The 17540-nt window shown below is 56.0% G+C and carries 13 protein-coding genes; 6 read left to right on the top strand and 7 right to left on the bottom strand.

The window, feature by feature from the left end; translation table 11 throughout:
- Positions 1-2: 2 nt before the first annotated feature.
- Together FF011L_RS06100 and FF011L_RS06095 are read right to left on the bottom strand one after the other, a co-directional pair.
- Entirely contained in the window at positions 3-983 is a 981-nt protein-coding gene (locus tag FF011L_RS06100; RefSeq protein ID WP_145350782.1) for an HlyD family secretion protein, read from the bottom strand.
- The gene (locus FF011L_RS06095) at positions 980-3067 is read right to left on the bottom strand and encodes an efflux RND transporter periplasmic adaptor subunit (RefSeq protein ID WP_145350781.1); all 2088 of its coding nucleotides are present in this window, start codon (positions 3065-3067) and stop codon (positions 980-982) included. The genes FF011L_RS06100 and FF011L_RS06095 overlap by 4 nt, the downstream gene beginning before the upstream one ends.
- A gap of 527 nt (positions 3068-3594) precedes the next feature.
- Between FF011L_RS06095 and cbiE the strand changes: the two genes are divergently transcribed.
- On the top strand, positions 3595-4839 hold the full coding sequence (gene cbiE / locus FF011L_RS06090) for a precorrin-6y C5,15-methyltransferase (decarboxylating) subunit CbiE (protein ID WP_246109766.1): 1245 nt from the start codon (positions 3595-3597) through the stop codon (positions 4837-4839).
- Here the strand turns inward: cbiE and FF011L_RS06085 are convergent.
- From FF011L_RS06085 to nth, 3 genes are read right to left on the bottom strand one after another with little or no spacing between them, the layout of a single operon-like run.
- Positions 4801-5628 (bottom strand): ABC transporter ATP-binding protein, encoded by an 828-nt coding sequence (locus FF011L_RS06085; protein ID WP_145350779.1) that lies wholly within the window; start codon positions 5626-5628, stop codon positions 4801-4803. The genes cbiE and FF011L_RS06085 overlap by 39 nt on opposite strands.
- 15 nt (positions 5629-5643) lie before the next feature.
- Positions 5644-9225 (bottom strand): FtsX-like permease family protein, encoded by a 3582-nt coding sequence (locus tag FF011L_RS06080; RefSeq protein WP_145350778.1) that lies wholly within the window; start codon positions 9223-9225, stop codon positions 5644-5646.
- Between the two features lie 26 nt (positions 9226-9251).
- The gene (nth, locus tag FF011L_RS06075) at positions 9252-9905 is read right to left on the bottom strand and encodes an endonuclease III (RefSeq protein ID WP_145350777.1); all 654 of its coding nucleotides are present in this window, start codon (positions 9903-9905) and stop codon (positions 9252-9254) included.
- 15 nt (positions 9906-9920) lie between these two features.
- Here nth and FF011L_RS06070 point away from each other — a divergent pair, with 15 nt between their 5' ends.
- The 3 genes from FF011L_RS06070 (at position 9921) to FF011L_RS06060 (ending at position 12884) form a co-directional block, all read left to right on the top strand.
- The gene (locus FF011L_RS06070; RefSeq protein ID WP_145350776.1) at positions 9921-10280 is read left to right on the top strand and encodes a hypothetical protein; all 360 of its coding nucleotides are present in this window, start codon (positions 9921-9923) and stop codon (positions 10278-10280) included.
- Between the two features lie 289 nt (positions 10281-10569).
- A complete protein-coding gene (locus tag FF011L_RS06065; RefSeq protein ID WP_145350775.1) occupies positions 10570-10812 on the top strand; it encodes a hypothetical protein in 243 nt (80 codons plus the stop codon).
- An 83-nt stretch (positions 10813-10895) separates the two neighbouring features.
- Positions 10896-12884, top strand: a complete 1989-nt coding sequence (locus FF011L_RS06060) for an ATP-dependent helicase (RefSeq protein ID WP_145350774.1) — start codon at positions 10896-10898, stop codon at positions 12882-12884.
- 170 nt (positions 12885-13054) lie between these two features.
- Here the strand turns inward: FF011L_RS06060 and FF011L_RS06055 are convergent, their stop codons facing one another.
- Both FF011L_RS06055 and FF011L_RS06050 read right to left on the bottom strand, forming a co-directional pair.
- Positions 13055-13657, bottom strand: coding sequence for a thioredoxin family protein (locus FF011L_RS06055; protein ID WP_145350773.1), 603 nt, complete (start codon positions 13655-13657; stop codon positions 13055-13057).
- Between the two features lie 92 nt (positions 13658-13749).
- On the bottom strand, positions 13750-15870 hold the full coding sequence (locus FF011L_RS06050) for a vWA domain-containing protein (RefSeq protein ID WP_145350772.1): 2121 nt from the start codon (positions 15868-15870) through the stop codon (positions 13750-13752).
- A gap of 403 nt (positions 15871-16273) precedes the next feature.
- On the opposite strand from FF011L_RS06050, the gene hisH reads away from it, so the two are divergent.
- Complete coding sequence (hisH, locus tag FF011L_RS06045) at positions 16274-16894, top strand: imidazole glycerol phosphate synthase subunit HisH (RefSeq protein ID WP_145350771.1); 621 nt, start codon at positions 16274-16276, stop codon at positions 16892-16894.
- A gap of 2 nt (positions 16895-16896) precedes the next feature.
- A complete protein-coding gene (locus FF011L_RS06040; protein ID WP_145350770.1) occupies positions 16897-17508 on the top strand; it encodes a hypothetical protein in 612 nt (203 codons plus the stop codon).
- Positions 17509-17540 lie beyond the last annotated feature (32 nt).

Raw genomic sequence — 17540 nt, 5'->3', positions numbered from 1 at the left:
CTTTACCGCCTTTCCTGAAAACGTAATCCTTGCAGGTTTCCGCCACCGATCATTGGGTTGGCAACCGCCGCACTGGGATGCACCGTCATCTGGACCTCGGTACCGGGCAGCAATCGCCAATGCTGTCCGTCGCGGACGTTTTCAATTTCGACGTGCAAACGATAGCGTCCCAACGTCAGAAGTTCGGGATCCACGGAAATCACCCGTCCGCGCAGTTCACGCTCTCCTTCGGGATCTTGCCAGCGAACCGTCACCGGCTGGCCATAACATCGACGCGGTGACAGTTTATCGACCGTTAGCAGGCAATGAGCGTGCAGGCGATCGAGCCTGGCGATTCGGACGATTGGATCGCCCGCGGTAGCCCATTCGCCCGATCTCCGAAAGACCTCCGAGACGACGCCCGGAAGCGGACTGTGTACCTTTAAGCGTTCCGCATTGAGTTCCAGTTTCTGGATATCCGCTTGCCGAAGGTCCAATTCAACCTGAGCCAATCGCCGACGTTTCTGTTCTTGCTGCACCTGCAGCTCGGTACGTTTGACAGCAAGTTCCAATTTACGAATGGAGTTCCGGCTTACGGCCCCAGCGGTTTCTTCGTAGATCGCCCGATGCGATGCCAGTTCCGCCTCTGCCTCCGCTTGAGCGGTTCGCGCGTACTGCAGTTCCAGGTCATCGGACAGTCTTTCTTCAGCCGCCTTTTTCTGCAGCGTCGCGATCCTCAACTGCAGATCCACTTGATCCGATTTCTGCTGTGCCAACAAATCGCCTGCGGCAATCGTCTGGTTCAATTTCGCGACAACCGATTCCAAAATACCGGTTTCAACAGCCGGCACATTCACCTCTTCCGCGAACCGGACGACACAATCTTCGACGGGGACACCGTTTTCTGCCGGGACCTGCCCGAACATGGTCCCACCGCCCTGAATCATGTGAAGAAGGCACAGCAGCACAAACAGCGAAGACCGAAGGATAAGTGGTTTGCTCATAAGTACAGCCCAACGGCTCCTCGAAAGGTTCGAATGAAATCCTGAAAGGCGACGTACGCAAGCGGCCGGCGACCACAATCGATCGAAACGGTAGCCGGACTGCCGGTCTGAATCGCAGGCAAACCTTCGGACGAAAGTTCAAAGAGAGCACGCGAGACCGGGCCGGTATCAGCTTGCTGCACGATTGCCGGGCCAACGTCCACCAACTGAGCCGTAAAAGCCAACTGCGGATGAGACTGCAAAACAACCTGAGCTTTCAGCATCGGCCGTTCGGAGACGCCCGAGAACAAATCGTTTAGCTCGTCGTCCGTGGTCGCAATGGCAACTTCCGGATCTTGGGACGGCACCACCGAAACGGAATCGACCTGAGTCAAAAAATGATCGAGCCGCGACTGAGGAATGAACGCCTCGACCAACCAGCCCTGTTCAGGCTGGATGACCGCCAACAGCGGTTCTCCCGCTTTGACAGGGCGTCCTTCCATATTTCGTTTCAGACGCCAGCCATCGACGATCCCCTCGCGGTCACTGCGGATTGTCAACCGTTCGCGTTGCGCGGCCAGCATCGCCAACTGACGATCAAGTGAATCCAACTGCTGTGCGATCACCTTCTGTTCGGATTGCGAGCGAGTTTGGTCCTCGCGTCGGCGAGACGTCCCGTTCATCAGTTGCCCACTCAATTCCGCGGTTCTTTCGATCAGCACCGCTTGCTGTCCCAGCAGAACCTCGGCTTGCTCGTCCAATGTTCGATCGACCATCTGCATCAGAGGGTCGCCGACGTGCACCGCTTGCCCATGCTGCACAAAGACTTCGCTGATCGTTCCCGCGGCGGGAGCATACAAGAACTGCGTTCCCACCGCTGACAATTCGGCTCGCCCCGTCACCTTCATCGGGACCGGCATACACGCGATGACCGCAACCAAACAGGCCAGCACGATCAATGCGAACATCCCCCTTCGCGAGCGGCCCCTGCCACCGCGAGCGGGCAGCAGCGAAGCGACCGTCCGAGCCCAGGGGACACGGCAAAACGTTTCGGCATTTTCGAGGGCGGTTGCAGCATGCTCCGCAAAATGGGCCACGTCCTGGGAACGCGACGAATCGGAGTCGCGAAGGATGCGATTCTGAAAAACCAAGCGATAACGTTCGGTCGTACCGACGACGATCACCTCTTCGCATTTCAAAGGCGACTCCGCCCCCGCTTCCGAAGCCTCCGCTGTTTCGGTAGGCGCGGACTCTTTTCCAAAACGGTCGCGTGCGTCATTTCCAAGAATGGCCAAGCGACAGATCTCGGCTGCCTCGGGCGTCCGAGAATCAAAATCATCAAGATGGCTAACGGCGATCAGGTCGGCTCGGTTTCCGGAAACCTGACATAAACTAACCCGGTCGATGCCAAAAAGTTCACTGGCGGCATCGACCACCCTGGCCGCCGTTAAATCGGGATCCAGCGAACGATGCAATTCGGGCAGCGCCGCGGAAATGGCTTGCCAGCGGATCGCCTGCTGTTCGGATTTACGAATTCGATCCAGCCGCAAATAGTCGCCGGCCAAATCGGCCATCTGAGCCGCAAACCGCAGATAACCTCGCTGCGATGCGGGGCCTCCGTCACCTTCCAGAAAGACTTCCAGAACGTACTCAGGCGAGCGTGTATCCGATTCGATGATCGGGACCACCGCAACGGGAACCAGCGTAGGATTTGAAGGGAACGAGGGATCGGTCGCCTCGGGAGAGGAGGGGACCACGACCGGCTGGTCTCCCTGAACCACCTCTTCAAGCATTTTTTGGTGGCAGGCTTCTTGGCTGCAGTCGATGCTTTGATCGGTGATTTTGCCGATGCGGGCGACGACTTGGAAGGTCGCTTCATGACGTCGCCAGACCACGACCCCTTCGGCCGCCATCGCACGACCCACCCGCTCGCAAAGCGTCCGAAAAAAGGATTCCGCAGCGATTTCCTGACGTGCTAGCTGAGCCGTTTCACGGACAATCGTAGCGATTTCCCGGCGCGTTTCGCGCACCATCGAACCTTCACCATCCGTCGGGTTCACCGGCGATTGAAATGGAAAAGGTTCGGTCGTCGAAGTCGCATCCATGCAAACAGTCCTCAGGGACTGTGGATTAACAAAACCCCGCAAAAAACTCAAGAGAAGGTCTCAAACGAGCAAGATTAGGCAGCGGAACGTAGCAAACAGGCGGTCGAGTCATTGCTAGCCAAACGAAGAGGGCCAACCAAGGTCAAACATTTTGCAGGTCGCCTCCGCTGCGGAGCAGAGACAGCCATTTTGCATTTTAATTTTTCCAATTTAGCTTTCGCAATTCACCGCACCGGCGAACCAGCTTCATGACGAGCTGCCCCGTCGTCATCTGCTCAGCCTTGCACATGAAATGATTTTCATCAGGCCAGCCCCCTTTCTACGCTCCGTGGTTCCCTAGCAGACCGGCTGAAGCACCTATTCCCCCTATGGATTGCCCTAATGTTTGAATCCGCGCCGCCGGGGCGTTGTTTTGCAAACGGCTTGGCATCCAGCTTGGTCCCCGTTGCCAAACCCCCATGTTAGGCGTCACAATTCCACTTTGCGTTTGCGATTTATCCTCAGTTGGCGTCCATAGGATTGAAACATTGGAATCAGCACCTCGGATTCAGATCATCGGTATCGGCGATGATGGACAAAACGGCCTGACTCAACACGCTTGCCATCAAATCGAGCAAGCCGAGTTGCTGCTTGGCAACGCTAGCCTGCTCAAACGTTTTGAAATCGGGCCTTCTGAACGGATCGAAATCGGCAGCGACCTGGACGAACTGTGTGCGGCGGTCGAGAAAGTCGGAAACCGCCGAGCAGTACTGTTGGCGTCAGGCGACCCACTGTTTTACGGAATCGCAAATTTTCTGTGCGAAAAACTGGGCAAGGATCGCTTTGAAGTGCTTCCCCATGTCAGCACCATGCAACTCGCTTTCGCGCGAGTCATGGAAAGCTGGGACGATGCCTACCTGTCCAACCTCGCCACACAGCCTCTCGACCGCGTGGTCGATACCATCCGGACCTCCGAGCGAGCTGGACTGTTTACCACCGACGAAATCACTCCCGCGGTCGTCGCTGAAGCGCTCCTTGATCGACGGATCAATTACTTCACCGCGTACGTCTGCGAAAACCTTGGAACCCCGGCCGAAACGGTAACCCAAGCCGAACTGGGCGACCTGAAAGGGCAGACGTTTGCTCCGTTAAACGTCATGGTGCTTGTCCGTAAACGGGGCGCAGCCGATCGCCCCAGTGGAAGCGAACGCCGTCGTCGATTCGGAAACCCCGACGACATGTTTCTGCAGTCTCGCCCGAAGCGAGGGCTGATAACCCCCGCGGAAGTTCGCTGCATCGCGTTGGCAGAATTAGATCTGATGCCAGAAAGCACCCTGTGGGACGTCGGTGCAGGGAGCGGAGCCCTTGCGATTGAGGCAGCCGGTTTGGCTCATCTTGGCAAAGTTTACGCAATCGAAATGGATGCAGAAGATTACGGCCTGATGGTCGAAAACGCCGCTCGATTCGAATGCCCAAACCTTGTCCCCATTCACGGGCAGGCCCCCGAAGCGTGGGCCGACCTACCAATCCCCGACGCGATCTTTGTCGGCGGAAGTGGGCGTATGGTCCCCGATTTGGTTCGGGACGCCATCCAGCACTTGGGGGAACAGGGACGCATCGTTATCAATGTCTCCAGCCCCGACAACCTGCTTGCCGTTCAACAACAAATCAGCGCCGCAGGATTGAAACCCGAAGTCCGGATGATCAATATTGCCCGCGGTCACGACCAGCTTGATCGGACTCGATTCGAGGCCCTAAACCCGACGTTCTTGATCACCGGGACGAGCGAATAGATACTCCCCTTCGCGAACCACATGCAAAGGCAAACCGAACAGCTTGCTTAGCGGTTCGTCGGTCAACACCTCACCCCGTTGCCCTTCCATTTCAACGCGGCCGTTGCCCAGTAACATCACGTGTTCAATCGCTGGAATGATTTCTTCCAGGTGGTGAGTCACCAGCAGCAGGGTGGTTCCCCCCTCCGCCAGTTTTTCCAACTGTTCTAACAATGCGGTCCTAGCGGCGATATCTAAACCGGTCGTTGGTTCGTCAAGAATCAACGCCTTTGGTGAATGCACCAAAGCACGTGCAATCAAGACCCGCCGACGTTCCCCGGTCGACATGGTTTCCAAAGTCCGCTCCGTTAGACGCTGTGCCCCCACTTGGCGGAGCGCTTCATGCGCTAAGTCGACGGCCGATTCGCCATCGTATTTCAGATGGCGTTTCAGCTGGACTCCAGAAAAACCAGATAACGTCGCTTCCAAGGCGGTCATCCTGCCAGAACGCCCCGACGCAAAGGTGTGGTCCAGTTCATTGCTGACGATCCCCAACTGTTTCCGCAGGTCGTCGATATGCCAATCGGATCGCCCCAAAATACGGACCTGGCCGGCGTGGCTATCGGTAATCGATGGATAGAACTGCCGCATCAACAACTTCAGCAAAGACGTTTTTCCAGAACCATTTGGTCCCAGAATCGCCGTATGTCGGCCCAACGGGATCTGAGCGGAGACCGAGTCCAGAATCCGGACTTCGCCACGGTTAACCGTGACCTGATCAAGCTCAAGCAACAACGTAGAATTCGACATAGGACAACAAGACAGTTATTGGGAGCGCAGCGCGGCTACCAGAGGCATCCGCGAGACACGTGACAGCACGAAAACGCCCGCCAGCATACCGACGATCATCACGCTCGCAATCCATAGCAATGGTTCGACAATCGGAACCTGAGCCCGACCGATGAGGGCATAGGGGATAACGGCCAGCAAAGCAGCCACCGAACCACAGCCGATTCCAGCGATTAACAAGGCCGCGTGTTCCAGCAGAACGCAGCGGGAAATTCGCTGTCGAGTAAAACCAAGCGCTCGCATCACCGCCAATTCGCCTCGTCGCTCCAACACGCTACGCAGCTGCGCGATTGCCAATCCAATCGACCCGAGCAATAACCCGAGGGCTCCTAGACTTTGAAATGTCCGTAGGTAGGTATTCTGAACGGCCAATAGCTGACTTAACCGCACGCGAGTATCGGTAACATCCATCCCGACATCGCCCAGGCGATCTTCCAACAGTTCCGCGACCGCCTCTCGCTTTTCAGCGGGCGTTTGCACCAAGAAATATTGGTTACCACTGATCTCGGGGAAAAGGGTTTTAAAGTTGCCTTCGCCAATGATGACAACTCCCTGAAGCATTGAATTGGTTAGCAGACCGACCACTTTAAAGTAGCGTTCCTTCCCATCATCAAATACAAAGCCGCGTTCTCCGCCCACGCCGCCATACATCTGCAGGGCCCACATCGCGGTGTTCTGGTCAAGCACCATCGGCACCGGATCGTCCGCGGTCCCCGTGGCCGCCTGGGCTAGGTTCCGCCACGGAGATTTGGTGCCGTCAACCGGCGCGGTGGCCCCCCATGCAAAGGGAGTCAATTCGTTCTTTTCGTACAAAGCAGCAAGTCGATCGGGGAACCCCAAAACGGTTGGCTGAGCCGCCTGATACAGATTATTGCAACTGGCATCCTGCCCCAATCGCATCCGTGCGGCAACCAATACCGAATCGTCCAGCAGGGAGCTCCGGTCGCCAAACATTTCAGCGCGAACCTCCGTCGCATTCAAATCGCGATAGAAGGGCTGAGCCGTTTGCCCGATCAAATCAAACCCGCCGACCCCGCGGTCCGTCGGCGCCAACTGAAAGGCACTCATCGACAGGATTAAGAAACAGGCCGAAGCCATCAAGCCGATCGTCAACGTACTCCGCAGCGGATTCCGCCGCGCGTTCCCCACGGCTAGTTTCCACAAAGAATCGGTCGCTCCAAGCCGCGATCGACGCGCGGCTGCCGGAATCTGCAACCATGCATGAATCCACATCAACAGCCCAATCAACAGCAACATCCCGGCTGCGACAAAGGCTCCTGCCTGCCCCTGTCCCGACAATTGACTTGCCACCCCACCAAGAACCAGACTGACCAAGACCAACCCACCAGCCAACGGTTTCAGCCAGCTGGACGCACCTCCGATTCCAGGTTGCGTCGATTCCCCAAACTGTCCGGCAAGCAAAATCCGCGGAGGCGTTTTCCCTAGCTGTCGAGCGGTCCAGCGAATCGTCACTCCCGCCATCACAATGCCTGCCAACATACCTCCCAGCAAACTAAGCCAGGACCAGTGAAACTGCAGGAACGGAACGGTCACCGCACCGACCCACAGGGTACGCAGCGCCCATAAAACTCCCCACGCGTAGGCCCCTCCCAAAACAACTCCGCAAATCGCTCCGGGGACCGCAGCCAGCAAGCCTTCGCGTGTTACCAAACCGGCCGCCGACTTGCTGGTCCAACCGCCTGCCAATAACGTCCCATACTCTTTAGCACGCCCCAACAATCCCAGACGAACCAGCAAAGCAATCAACAACAACGCGGCAAAAATCACAAACATGCTGAGCGACAAGAACAGCACATCGAATGGAGTCGTCCCTTTTGACGCGATCAGTTGAGTCGCTCGAATCGGCTGCACCACAAACCCTAAATCGGCCTGATGGGTCCGCAGGGCCGAGTCCAAACTGGCAACCAATGCTTCTCGATCGACCGCCACGCTGCGATCGATACGGAGACTGGTTGTCTGGCCAAAACGACTACCAAACAGCCGCTCTGCATCACTCAGCGGAAGGAAGGCCTTGGGCGTTAGACGATAGTTGTTCCAATACTCGTCGTCTTCCTTTTCGACCGTATCCTCCAGTTCAAACGGAACGTTCCAAGCCGAGATACTCTCTTGATCGGTAACCCCAGGAACCGTTGGAGTCAGCAACGGGTCGTTGTAGACAGTCGGGCGAACGTCGTAGATCGCGGGCCGCTTTCGTCGAAAGGGTTTGGCGGGAGTCGCAATCGGAACGATCGATGCGACGATGCCCCGAAACTGGCGTTTGACTTCGCGGCTTTGCTGGGTTTCCGGTTCAAAATAAGAGACCAACACCGAATCGCCTGGCTTCGCCTTTAATCGATCTGCAGCCCAGTCGTTAAGAACGATTGGGACCGCAGGACTATCAAGGTTCAAACCCTCGACCGTCCAAGCGGCAGGTGTGCCGGAAGCCGACTCCACTGCCGGTGGGACCGCTGCAGCCGAATCGGGAATGTTAAAATCCAGCGGCAGATCGGGAAGCGAATCGATCCCCGTCAAAGTGCTGTAAGGCACAAGTCCTGTTAGCTGCCCGTCCGGTTCGATCTTCTCGATCCGGTTGGCGAGGTAAGTCATCACAGGATGGACGTTCTCGGCCCCCAAGTGGTCGCTCACGATGGCTCGAATCGAATCGGAAATCAACAAGCGATCGCTGCTCAGACTGAAATAATCAATAACCGGTTCGCCATCAAATTCTTGCTGTACCTGTTCCAGCTGCAATCCGAAATCGGCCAACGTCGGATGCAGATCCTCCTGCAAGCGTTTGGCAACGTCGGTCGCCGCCGCCAGATCACGAGGGCTGTTCGTTGCTCCGATAAGCAGTCCGTTGACCTGTCCTTCACGGGCGAGGACGTCGGCGACCAATTCACGCGATAGATAAACGTTCTGTGGTTCGACTTGGCTAGCGGTCAGCGAGAATCGGCCCAGCCCTACAGTGGGGACGATGTCCACCACCTTCATACGTGGCAGCCCTTCGGACTCGGCCGCGTTATTTCCAAGCGGACTGTCTGCCGGGACGGCTTGCTCTTTGGGTAACCGGACGGTCACCTCGTCCCCAATCTGAACTCCCAACTCGATCGCCGCCGCTTGATTCAGAACCACACTCTGTTCATCCGGCATCTGCTTGGGACGTACACCACTTGTATCAAGATCCCAAAAATCGGCATCGGTCGCGATCACCTGAACGCCACCGGCCCTACGGACCGATCCGGTGGCGTCCTGATCCGGACTAAATTCGACCACGCCGCGCGGAAAATAGACAATCCCGACCGGAGTCACATCGGTTTCCTCCGCTAGCCAGTCCGCCGGCGAAAAGAACCCTCCAGGAAACAGGGTGTACGCCACGTGTCCCAGCCGCTGCTCGGTCAACCCACGCAGACTCCCGCGCATGGAATCGCCCACCAGTAGGGCTCCCGTGATGACGGCCGTCGCCACAGCAACGCCCATCGCGATTGCAAACGAGATTCGCCAATGAAACAGGAGCGACCGAAAGGCGATCTGATTCGGAGTAACTGCAGGCTTGTTCATAACGATGTCTTACGCTTTACAGTGTCTTACGCTTTTCGATGCACCACCGGACTTCGGCGGCGCGGGTACAGTTCACGACAGAGCGGGCACTTGGTGCCGTCGCAGCCGCGAGCGGTACAAAATTCACGGCCGTAAAAAATGATTTGCAAATGCAGTTCGTTCCACGATTCTCGCGGAAAAAGACGTTTCAAATCCTGCTCGGTTTGTTTGACGCTACGGCCATCGGTCAAACCCCACCGCTGAGCCAAACGATGGATGTGCGTATCGACCGGAAAAGCCGGATGGCCGAAGGCTTGGGCCATCACCACACTTGCCGTTTTGTGCCCAACCCCTGGCAACGATTCTAACGCTTCAAAACTATCGGGGACCTGACTGTCGTACACATCGATCAAACGTCTGGAAAGACCATCGATCGCTTTTGCCTTTTGTGGTGCCAAGCCAAGCGGGCGGATGATCTCCAGAATCGCCTCCACCCCTAATTTAGACATTGCCTCCGGCGTCCCTCCGGCACGGAACAGAGCGGGGGTGATTTCGTTGACTTTCTTGTCGGTACACTGGGCACTTAACAGGACGGCCACCAAAAGCGTAAAGGGATCGGTATGATCTAGGGGGATAGGAGGATCCGGATACCGTTCCGCCAATTGCTCCTGAATATGGGCCGCCCGTTCCGTTTTTTTCATTTGAGACCGATTGCTTTGAGCTTAGCTAAATTTGAAATCCAAATCACCGGAGCCAGCGGAACCCCGCTTCAGCTCAGTTTCGAAGCTTCCGCAGACCGGCTGGCCGAATTACCGAAGCTGGACCTGGAACTGGATGGATATTTTGTCTGGATGATCGACGGCCTGCTACAACGGCAGATTACCGGCATGTTGTACGACAATGGGCAACAATTGCAATTTGTGCACTTGCATGCAAACTGCTTCCGGGAAGACCTGAAACAGCTAATTTCCTGCATTTCCTTGGTCGACGAAGGCCTCCAGATCACCGAACTTCCTGGTGGTCGGTTGCAAACCTTGCAAGATTTTGAAACGAAATGTTGGCCGACCGATCACTGACCATTGCGTTTTTAAAACGTGAATCAGCCGACCTGCAAAAAAATTCGGCACGTTTTCCTACGTTTCTTACCAATTTGACGGTTCTTCCGGCGAACTTCTTTATGTCGATTGCGTCAATAAGTGTAATTGGCACGATGATTGCCTTAAGAGTCAATCATTGAATCACCAACCTTCGCGGTGAACGATTCAAAGCTGGTCATAGGTTGGCCAGCGAAGCCCTACGGAGATGGCTTATAAACAGTCTCCCGGCCCAAGCGTCACCAATGTTTCGCTTTCAGGAGAAACCACGATGTCAACTGCTATTGAAAACGCCCCAGTTCAAACTCAGACTCAGAACACAACCAACCGCGTCGCAAATTCGAACCGTCGCTCTCAAAATGAGACGGTTTTATCGGACATCGAAATCGCCGCTCGGGTCCTGGCCATCCGGTCCAGTTGGGACGTCAACGAACGACTACAACGTCGTCGTGCGGCAGATGAGCGTTTCGAAAACCTGCTTGACGCCCTGCAGTTGACCGAATCGGCGGCTTAATCACCTTTGGGGAGCGGCATTTCGCCCCCAATTGAGAACCCTCCGCTTCTCGATTTGACTTTTGGTCGCTACCATTCGCGACCATGACGCATGGACTGAATCCGGCCCAAAAACAGGCCGTCGAAACACTCAAAGGACCAATGTTGGTTCTGGCAGGCGCTGGCACGGGCAAGACCCGCGTGGTGACCTTCCGGATTGCCAACCTGATCCGCCATGGAACCTCCCCCGACCGAATTTTGGCGGTGACTTTCACCAACAAAGCCGCTGGGGAAATGCAGGAGCGGGTCACCGAGTTGATCGGCCCCAAAAAGCGTTCCAGCAAAGGGAAGGCGGACAAAAGCCCCAAACCGACGATTGGCACGTTCCATTCGCAGTGCGTTCGCATTCTGCGCCGGCACGCCAAACGGATTGGCTTTCCCGCTAAATTCGCAATTTATGACCGAAGTGATCAAGAATCGCTCGCGCGTGCGGTATTGCGCGATTTGCGGCTACCAGGAACCGCCCTGAAACCGGGAGACCTGCTGTCGATTATTGGTGGCTGGAAAAATCAATCCATCCTCCCCGCCGATGCTGGATCGGTCGCCGAAACCGACAAAGAACACTTGGCTGCGAGCGCCTACCGCCGCTACCAGGATGGCCTCCGCTCGTGCGGAGCGATGGATTTTGATGACCTGCTGGTCCACACCGAAATGCTTCTCCAAGAGGACGAGGAAGTCCGCAAAGAAGAATCCAGCAAATACGACCATATCTTGGTCGACGAATACCAAGACACCAACGGCAGCCAATACCGGATCATTAAGTGCCTGTCGGAATCCCACCGCAACCTGTGCGTCGTCGGGGATGACGATCAATCGATCTATGGCTGGCGCGGCGCCGACGTTACGCACATCCTGAATTTCAACAAGGACTGGCCGGACGCAACGGTCGTTCGACTGGAAGACAATTATCGATCGAGCGGCCAAATCCTGGAAATGGCCAACCGCTTGATCGAATTCAATGCAACGCGGCACGACAAAACCCTTCGCCCGATCCGCGCGGTCGGCCAACGACCTCGGATCCTGCAGCTGAAGGATGAAACCGAGGAATCAAAATTGGTCGTTGGCGAAATTGCCCGACTGCTTGATCGCGGCCGCTACGAACCTCGCGACGTTGCGATTCTATTCCGCACAAACGAACAGCCGCGTTTGTTCGAAACGGAATTAAGAAAGATGAACGTTCCCTACGTGATGCTGGGAAGCCAATCTTTCTTTGACCGTCGCGAAATCCGAGACCTGTTGGCCTACCTGAAATGGATCGACCAGCCCAACGACGAAATCTCGCTCCTGCGTGTTATCAATACGCCGCCGCGCGGCTTAGGAAACAAATCGGTTCAGGAAATCATTTCACGAGCCGTTCAGGGCGGTAAACCGGCTTGGCAAATCATGGCCGATCCAGACGCTGTGTCGGACCTGCCTCCAGCCGCACAACGTGGCGTCGACAGCCTACGGTCGCTGCTGAAAGACGTTCAAGAAGCCACCCTGGGGTCGCTGACCGGGGCGGTCCAAACGCTGATCGAACGGACGCAGTACTTTGCAGAAATCCGCAGGGTCTACAACGAACCCGAAGAGATCGAAGCAAGAACCAATTCGATCCAAGAACTGGTCAATGCGATTTCGGCCTACGAGGACCGCGACAAAGATCCCGACCTTGCCGGTTTCCTCTCCGAAACGGTGCTCGCCGGACGAGAAATGGGGAACGAGAAAGACAAGCTAGCGCAAAAGAACGCCGTCTGGCTGCTGACGATGCATGCGGCCAAAGGCTTGGAATTCCCCGTCGTCTACATGGTCGGGATGGAAGAAGGTCTGCTGCCCCACGGACGAAGCGTCAAGAGTGGCAGCGAGAACGACATCGCCGAAGAAAGACGCCTCTGTTACGTCGGTGTCACCCGAGCCCAGGAAACGCTCACCCTTTCGATGGCGCTCACCCGCCGCCGCTGGGGGAAACCGCGGCCAACCACGCCTAGCCGGTTCTTGTATGAGATCACAGGAAAAGCGGAGAACCCAAACAAGTATCGAAAAAAAGGCGGGCACTGAGAGAACGCCAAACATTCTCTCGCCACGACCTACAGAACCGGCGGAAGCGAAATTTACAAATGACGGTTTTTGTCGCCTTTCGCGCCGCGAAAGCAGCTCCCAAAAAGACGTTTTTTCGCGCCGCGAAAGGCGACAAGCTTTCTCCGTTTCCGATTGACGCGACTGCCCGCTTAGCGGCGGCGGGACATTCGAATTCGGCAGCCTACAGGAACGGTTTCGGCGGTAGCGACGTCACGGCCCTCGAGGACTGCGTCGATGGCATCTCGCACGTAGGTCTTCGTTACATTCTTGCCGTCTGGACTATCGTCCATGGACCCCATGTAAGCGACTTTGCGTTCACGATCCAAAACGTAAACCTCCGGCGTGTATTTGGCTCCGAATTCCTTGGCGATCTGCTGGCTTTCGTCAAACAGATACGGGAACTTCCAACCGTTCGCTTCAACTTTCTCTTTCATCGCCGGCAGCCGATCCTCTTCGACCAAGTTGACGTTGATCGCTACGACAGCCACGTTTTTGGCCGCGTAGTCGGCGTGCAGCTGAACGATTCGCTCCTCCGCATCGACGGCATAGGGGCAGCTGTTGCAGGTGAAAACGACCACCACCACCGGAGCGCCCGCAAGCGATTTTGCGTCATGCGTCTTTCCATCGGTGCCTGGCAGCGCCGACCATTCGGGGGCTGGATCGCCGATATCTAAGATTCGATTAAACTGCCCACCCGAAGCGAGTGCCGCACAAGCCAAAACGGCGAAACCGCCCACCAGTCCACGCAACATAGACCCAACATCCACTAAAAGAAAGCGTTTGCAGAAAGCACAACCGACACAGATAACAACGGCATCATCAAACCATCCACCCCTCGGCTGAACTACAGTTTTGGGATTGGACGCTTGGGGGCTTTTTTGAGCATCCGTTTTTTATCGTCGCTCGGCGGAGGATTATTGTTGTTGTTATTGTTGCCGCCGCCAGCGGGACGCGGGTTCAAATCGGTGAACTCTTCTTTCCACTTCCACCCAAGAGGCGTTTCCAATTCTTGCTTGGCAAGGATCGCCCACGGGGTTCCTGCATGCTCCTTAACAACACGTTCAAGCAGTTCGACCGCCTGAGCCGACTGTCGCTCCCATTTACTTCCAACGCTGATTTCAGCGTCAGGGGCAATCACCCAGGTGTTGTTCTTCTCATCCTTAAAGGGCATGCCTCGCTTGGCAGCCGCGAGCATCGCGTTGTAGGTCTCCGTACGCACTTTCAATGCCAGTACCCGGCCGAGGGCCAGATCAAAACCTGCTTGCCAGCGAGGACTGGTTTCATCGTTGCGTCCATCTTCGCCACGCAGCAAAACGTCGGCCATCCGGTTGATTCGCGGTTCCAGCTTTGCAGCGTCTTGCTGGGCAGTGGTCAGATCCCCAACCAAGCCCGCTTCACTCCGCTTCACAAACCGAGTCTGAGGGCGTTCTAATCGATCGACGCCGGGCAACTGAGCGGCCGCGACCAATGCTTGACGCATCGGACTGGACTGCACCAATCGCTCGTAGTCCTCTTTCGAAACGTAATCTGGCCGATATGGGGCCATCGTGTTGGGATCAAAGAAGTAGGACATATTCGCCGAGAACGCTTCGATCTCGCTCCCCTTCACACGGCGGTTCACATTCCGGTTGGGGTGCACCGTGAAATAGATGCCCCCGGTGTCGTAGCAAAGCCGCGTGAGCGAGAAGGGTCCAAACCCACTATCCATGACGGGCTCTTCGGCATAGTTCCCGGTGAACCCAATCTTGACCCGTTCGGGCAACAGCGATTCAGGCCCTTGATCGACTTGAGCCCACTGCGGGGACTGGTCGTACTTCGGGTCGGGGTCGACATATTTTACAAACGTTGTTTCGCGTCCAAACGGTGCAGGGACTCCGATGACGTAAACCGGCATGCCATACTTGCGGCAGATATCGATCGTTGGGTTCAGCCCATCCGCATCGTCGCCCCGTTCGTCGGTGACCACGACCAGCATGACATTCCTCTGAGCCCCCACGCCCAAGCGGTGGCGACGCAAGCCCTTGTATTCACGGGCCGCGGAGTAAATGGCAGTAAAGACTTGCTCCACCCCGGACGAATCGACCTGGATGTTATCGACAATACTTTTAATTTCAGCCAGATCGACAATCGGTTCGGGAGTCAGCAATTCCACCTTTTGCCCAAACCCAAAGATACTGGTAACCAGCTGAGCGGTACTGGGGTCCTGTCGTTCGAACGCTTCGTGGCCGCTTTCTTCGACAAGCTTCAATTCTTTATAGATTCGGTCGAACCGATCACGAATTTCTTGTCGCTGGCGATGCAAAGAGCCACTTTGATCAAACAGCCACACGACCAGTGTCGGCCGTTCTTGCATCGACTGGAGGATTTCCCAGGTCAAACGATCGACCGCACCGGCGGCTCCCACGGCACCGACGCCGGTCTTTCCCTTCAGTTCTTTCAGACGATCGACCGGTGCGACCGCTTCCTGAAACATTTTGGAAATGTTGATCGTCGCGATGGGGCTTTCACGCAAATCGATCGGCTGCGGGATCTCGGCGACTTCGGCGAACATTTCTGCAGAGGCTTCGGAAAGCTCGGCTTCGGCTTCGCTGTTCGCTCCAATTTTTTCACTCGGAGCCAAACTGTAGGCAATGTCGGTGATGACTTCGACACGTTCTTGGTCATATTCAGGAGGCGAACTGACCAGAACAACCGCCGAAGGATCTTTTTCGATAAGGATGGGGATAAACGCCAATCCCAGCAAAATCGCCATGTGCGTCAGCAGACTGGCGACGAATGCAACCGATTCATCGGTGAACCATTCTTCACCTTCCTCCTCTTCATCCTCGTACAGACCTTCCTCGTCCTCATCGACATGAACGTCCTGCAGCAAATCCTCTGACGCACCACTATCCGGCCCCCCAGCCAAAGGAACAGGGGTTCGCGATGATGCGGAATCGTAAGAGGGCACGCTATCGATTGACATTCAAGCGACTCAGATTAGAGCAGTGGCCGAACGGAAAAGTCCTCGGATCATGGCGAAACCACACCCGCCGAGAGAGCAACTTTCACTCTCCAGCAACAGCAGCAACGCCAATCCTTTGGTTAATTGATTGCATTCACAGCAATGAGCCCCATACACAGTTTGGACTCCAGAACCCAAAATATCAATCATTATGGGATTGATAACCGTTTATCGATAATAATCCCTCACCCCTATAACGTATCAGATCGGCCGCCGTACACGAAATTCCCAGCGCTATCGCTATTGGGGAACCGAAAATACCGGCTACGGACTATCCGTTTGTTTACACCATCCGTTCAGGCGATTAGGTTTCTAAAGCTTGATTTTCCCCGCTAGCCCCTGACTCGCTTGTATTGCTAAGCAGATGATCACCATTGTTGACTACCAAATGGGCAATCTCCGGAGTGTCCAAAAAGCGATGGAGCGAGTCGGCGCGACCGCTCACATCACCTCCGATCCCAAGGAAATCGCGGCTGCGGAGAGGCTAATCCTGCCCGGCGTCGGTGGTTTCGGCGAGGCGATGGCCGAACTGAAACGACGTGACCTGGTTTCGCCACTCCAGGACTACTGCCAGACCAACCGCCCCTTCCTTGGAATCTGCTTAGGCCTGCAGTTGCTGTTTGACACCGGGTATGAAGGTGGAACATTCGAAGGTTTGGGCGTTTTGCCAGGCGAAGTCGTCCGCTTCCAGCGCCCCGCAGGCTTTAAAGTTCCACACATGGGCTGGAACACAGTGAACGTCTGCCCACCGACGGCACCGATCTTGCCCGACAATATCGCGGAGGCGTACTTCTATTTTGTACACTCCTACTACGTCGTCCCGGCCGATCCCAATGTGGTTGCCCTGACCTGCGATTACGGAGGCGAATTCTGTGCAATGATCCGCCGCGGAAATCTGTTCGCGACGCAGTTCCACCCCGAAAAAAGCCAAGCCAACGGACTGGAATTGCTACGTCGTTTTGCAGAACTAACGGTGGAGGACTAAACATGGAACCTCTACAGCTATCGGTAAAAAATCAGGACGGCGCCGGGATTGAAATTCGCTTCCCTCGATCCGGCGACCGCTACCAGCATCAAATTTTCAGTTTCGCCAGCTCCGGCGATCCCACGCTCCTGTTGCAGTCCGATCCAGCGGAAACCGCTTCGGACAACTGGCCCGCCGACCCACCCCTTCAGCAATTATCGGTCGAACCGATCGGCGAAAACGATGCAGCTCTCGCCGTTGGGCAAGCGGGCCAAGGGCACTGGAGCAGCAGTGTGGAAGCGTTTTTAAACGACAAAACCCCGTCGCTAAAATTCGACATCGCCTGCCGCTACCCCATTTTTCCGCTCGCCCTTGGCAGCCAGTACCGGTTGTCAGACAACGTCGAAGTCGCCATCCAAGACAACCAAGCGCAGGTGACGCACGGAGAGCAGACACTGGTCCTGACCCCGCTGGCGATCGACGCTCAAACTTCCGCAGCGCAGCAACCCGCTGCCGAATGGAGCCTGGATACAGACAACCGGCTGCTACGATTGAAGATCACGCCTCAAGAGAACACGGTTCCTCGAACCATCCGCTGGCAGCTGGACGTGCGCCGCAGCGAAATTGATAGGTGACGGTTTTTGTAGTCTTTCGGTCCGCGAAAGTA

The organism is Roseimaritima multifibrata, assembly GCF_007741495.1.
Taxonomy (GTDB): Bacteria; Planctomycetota; Planctomycetia; order Pirellulales; family Pirellulaceae; genus Roseimaritima; species Roseimaritima multifibrata.
The sequence above is the reverse complement of the archived record's forward strand: the minus strand, read 5'-3'. Positions and strand labels throughout refer to the sequence as shown.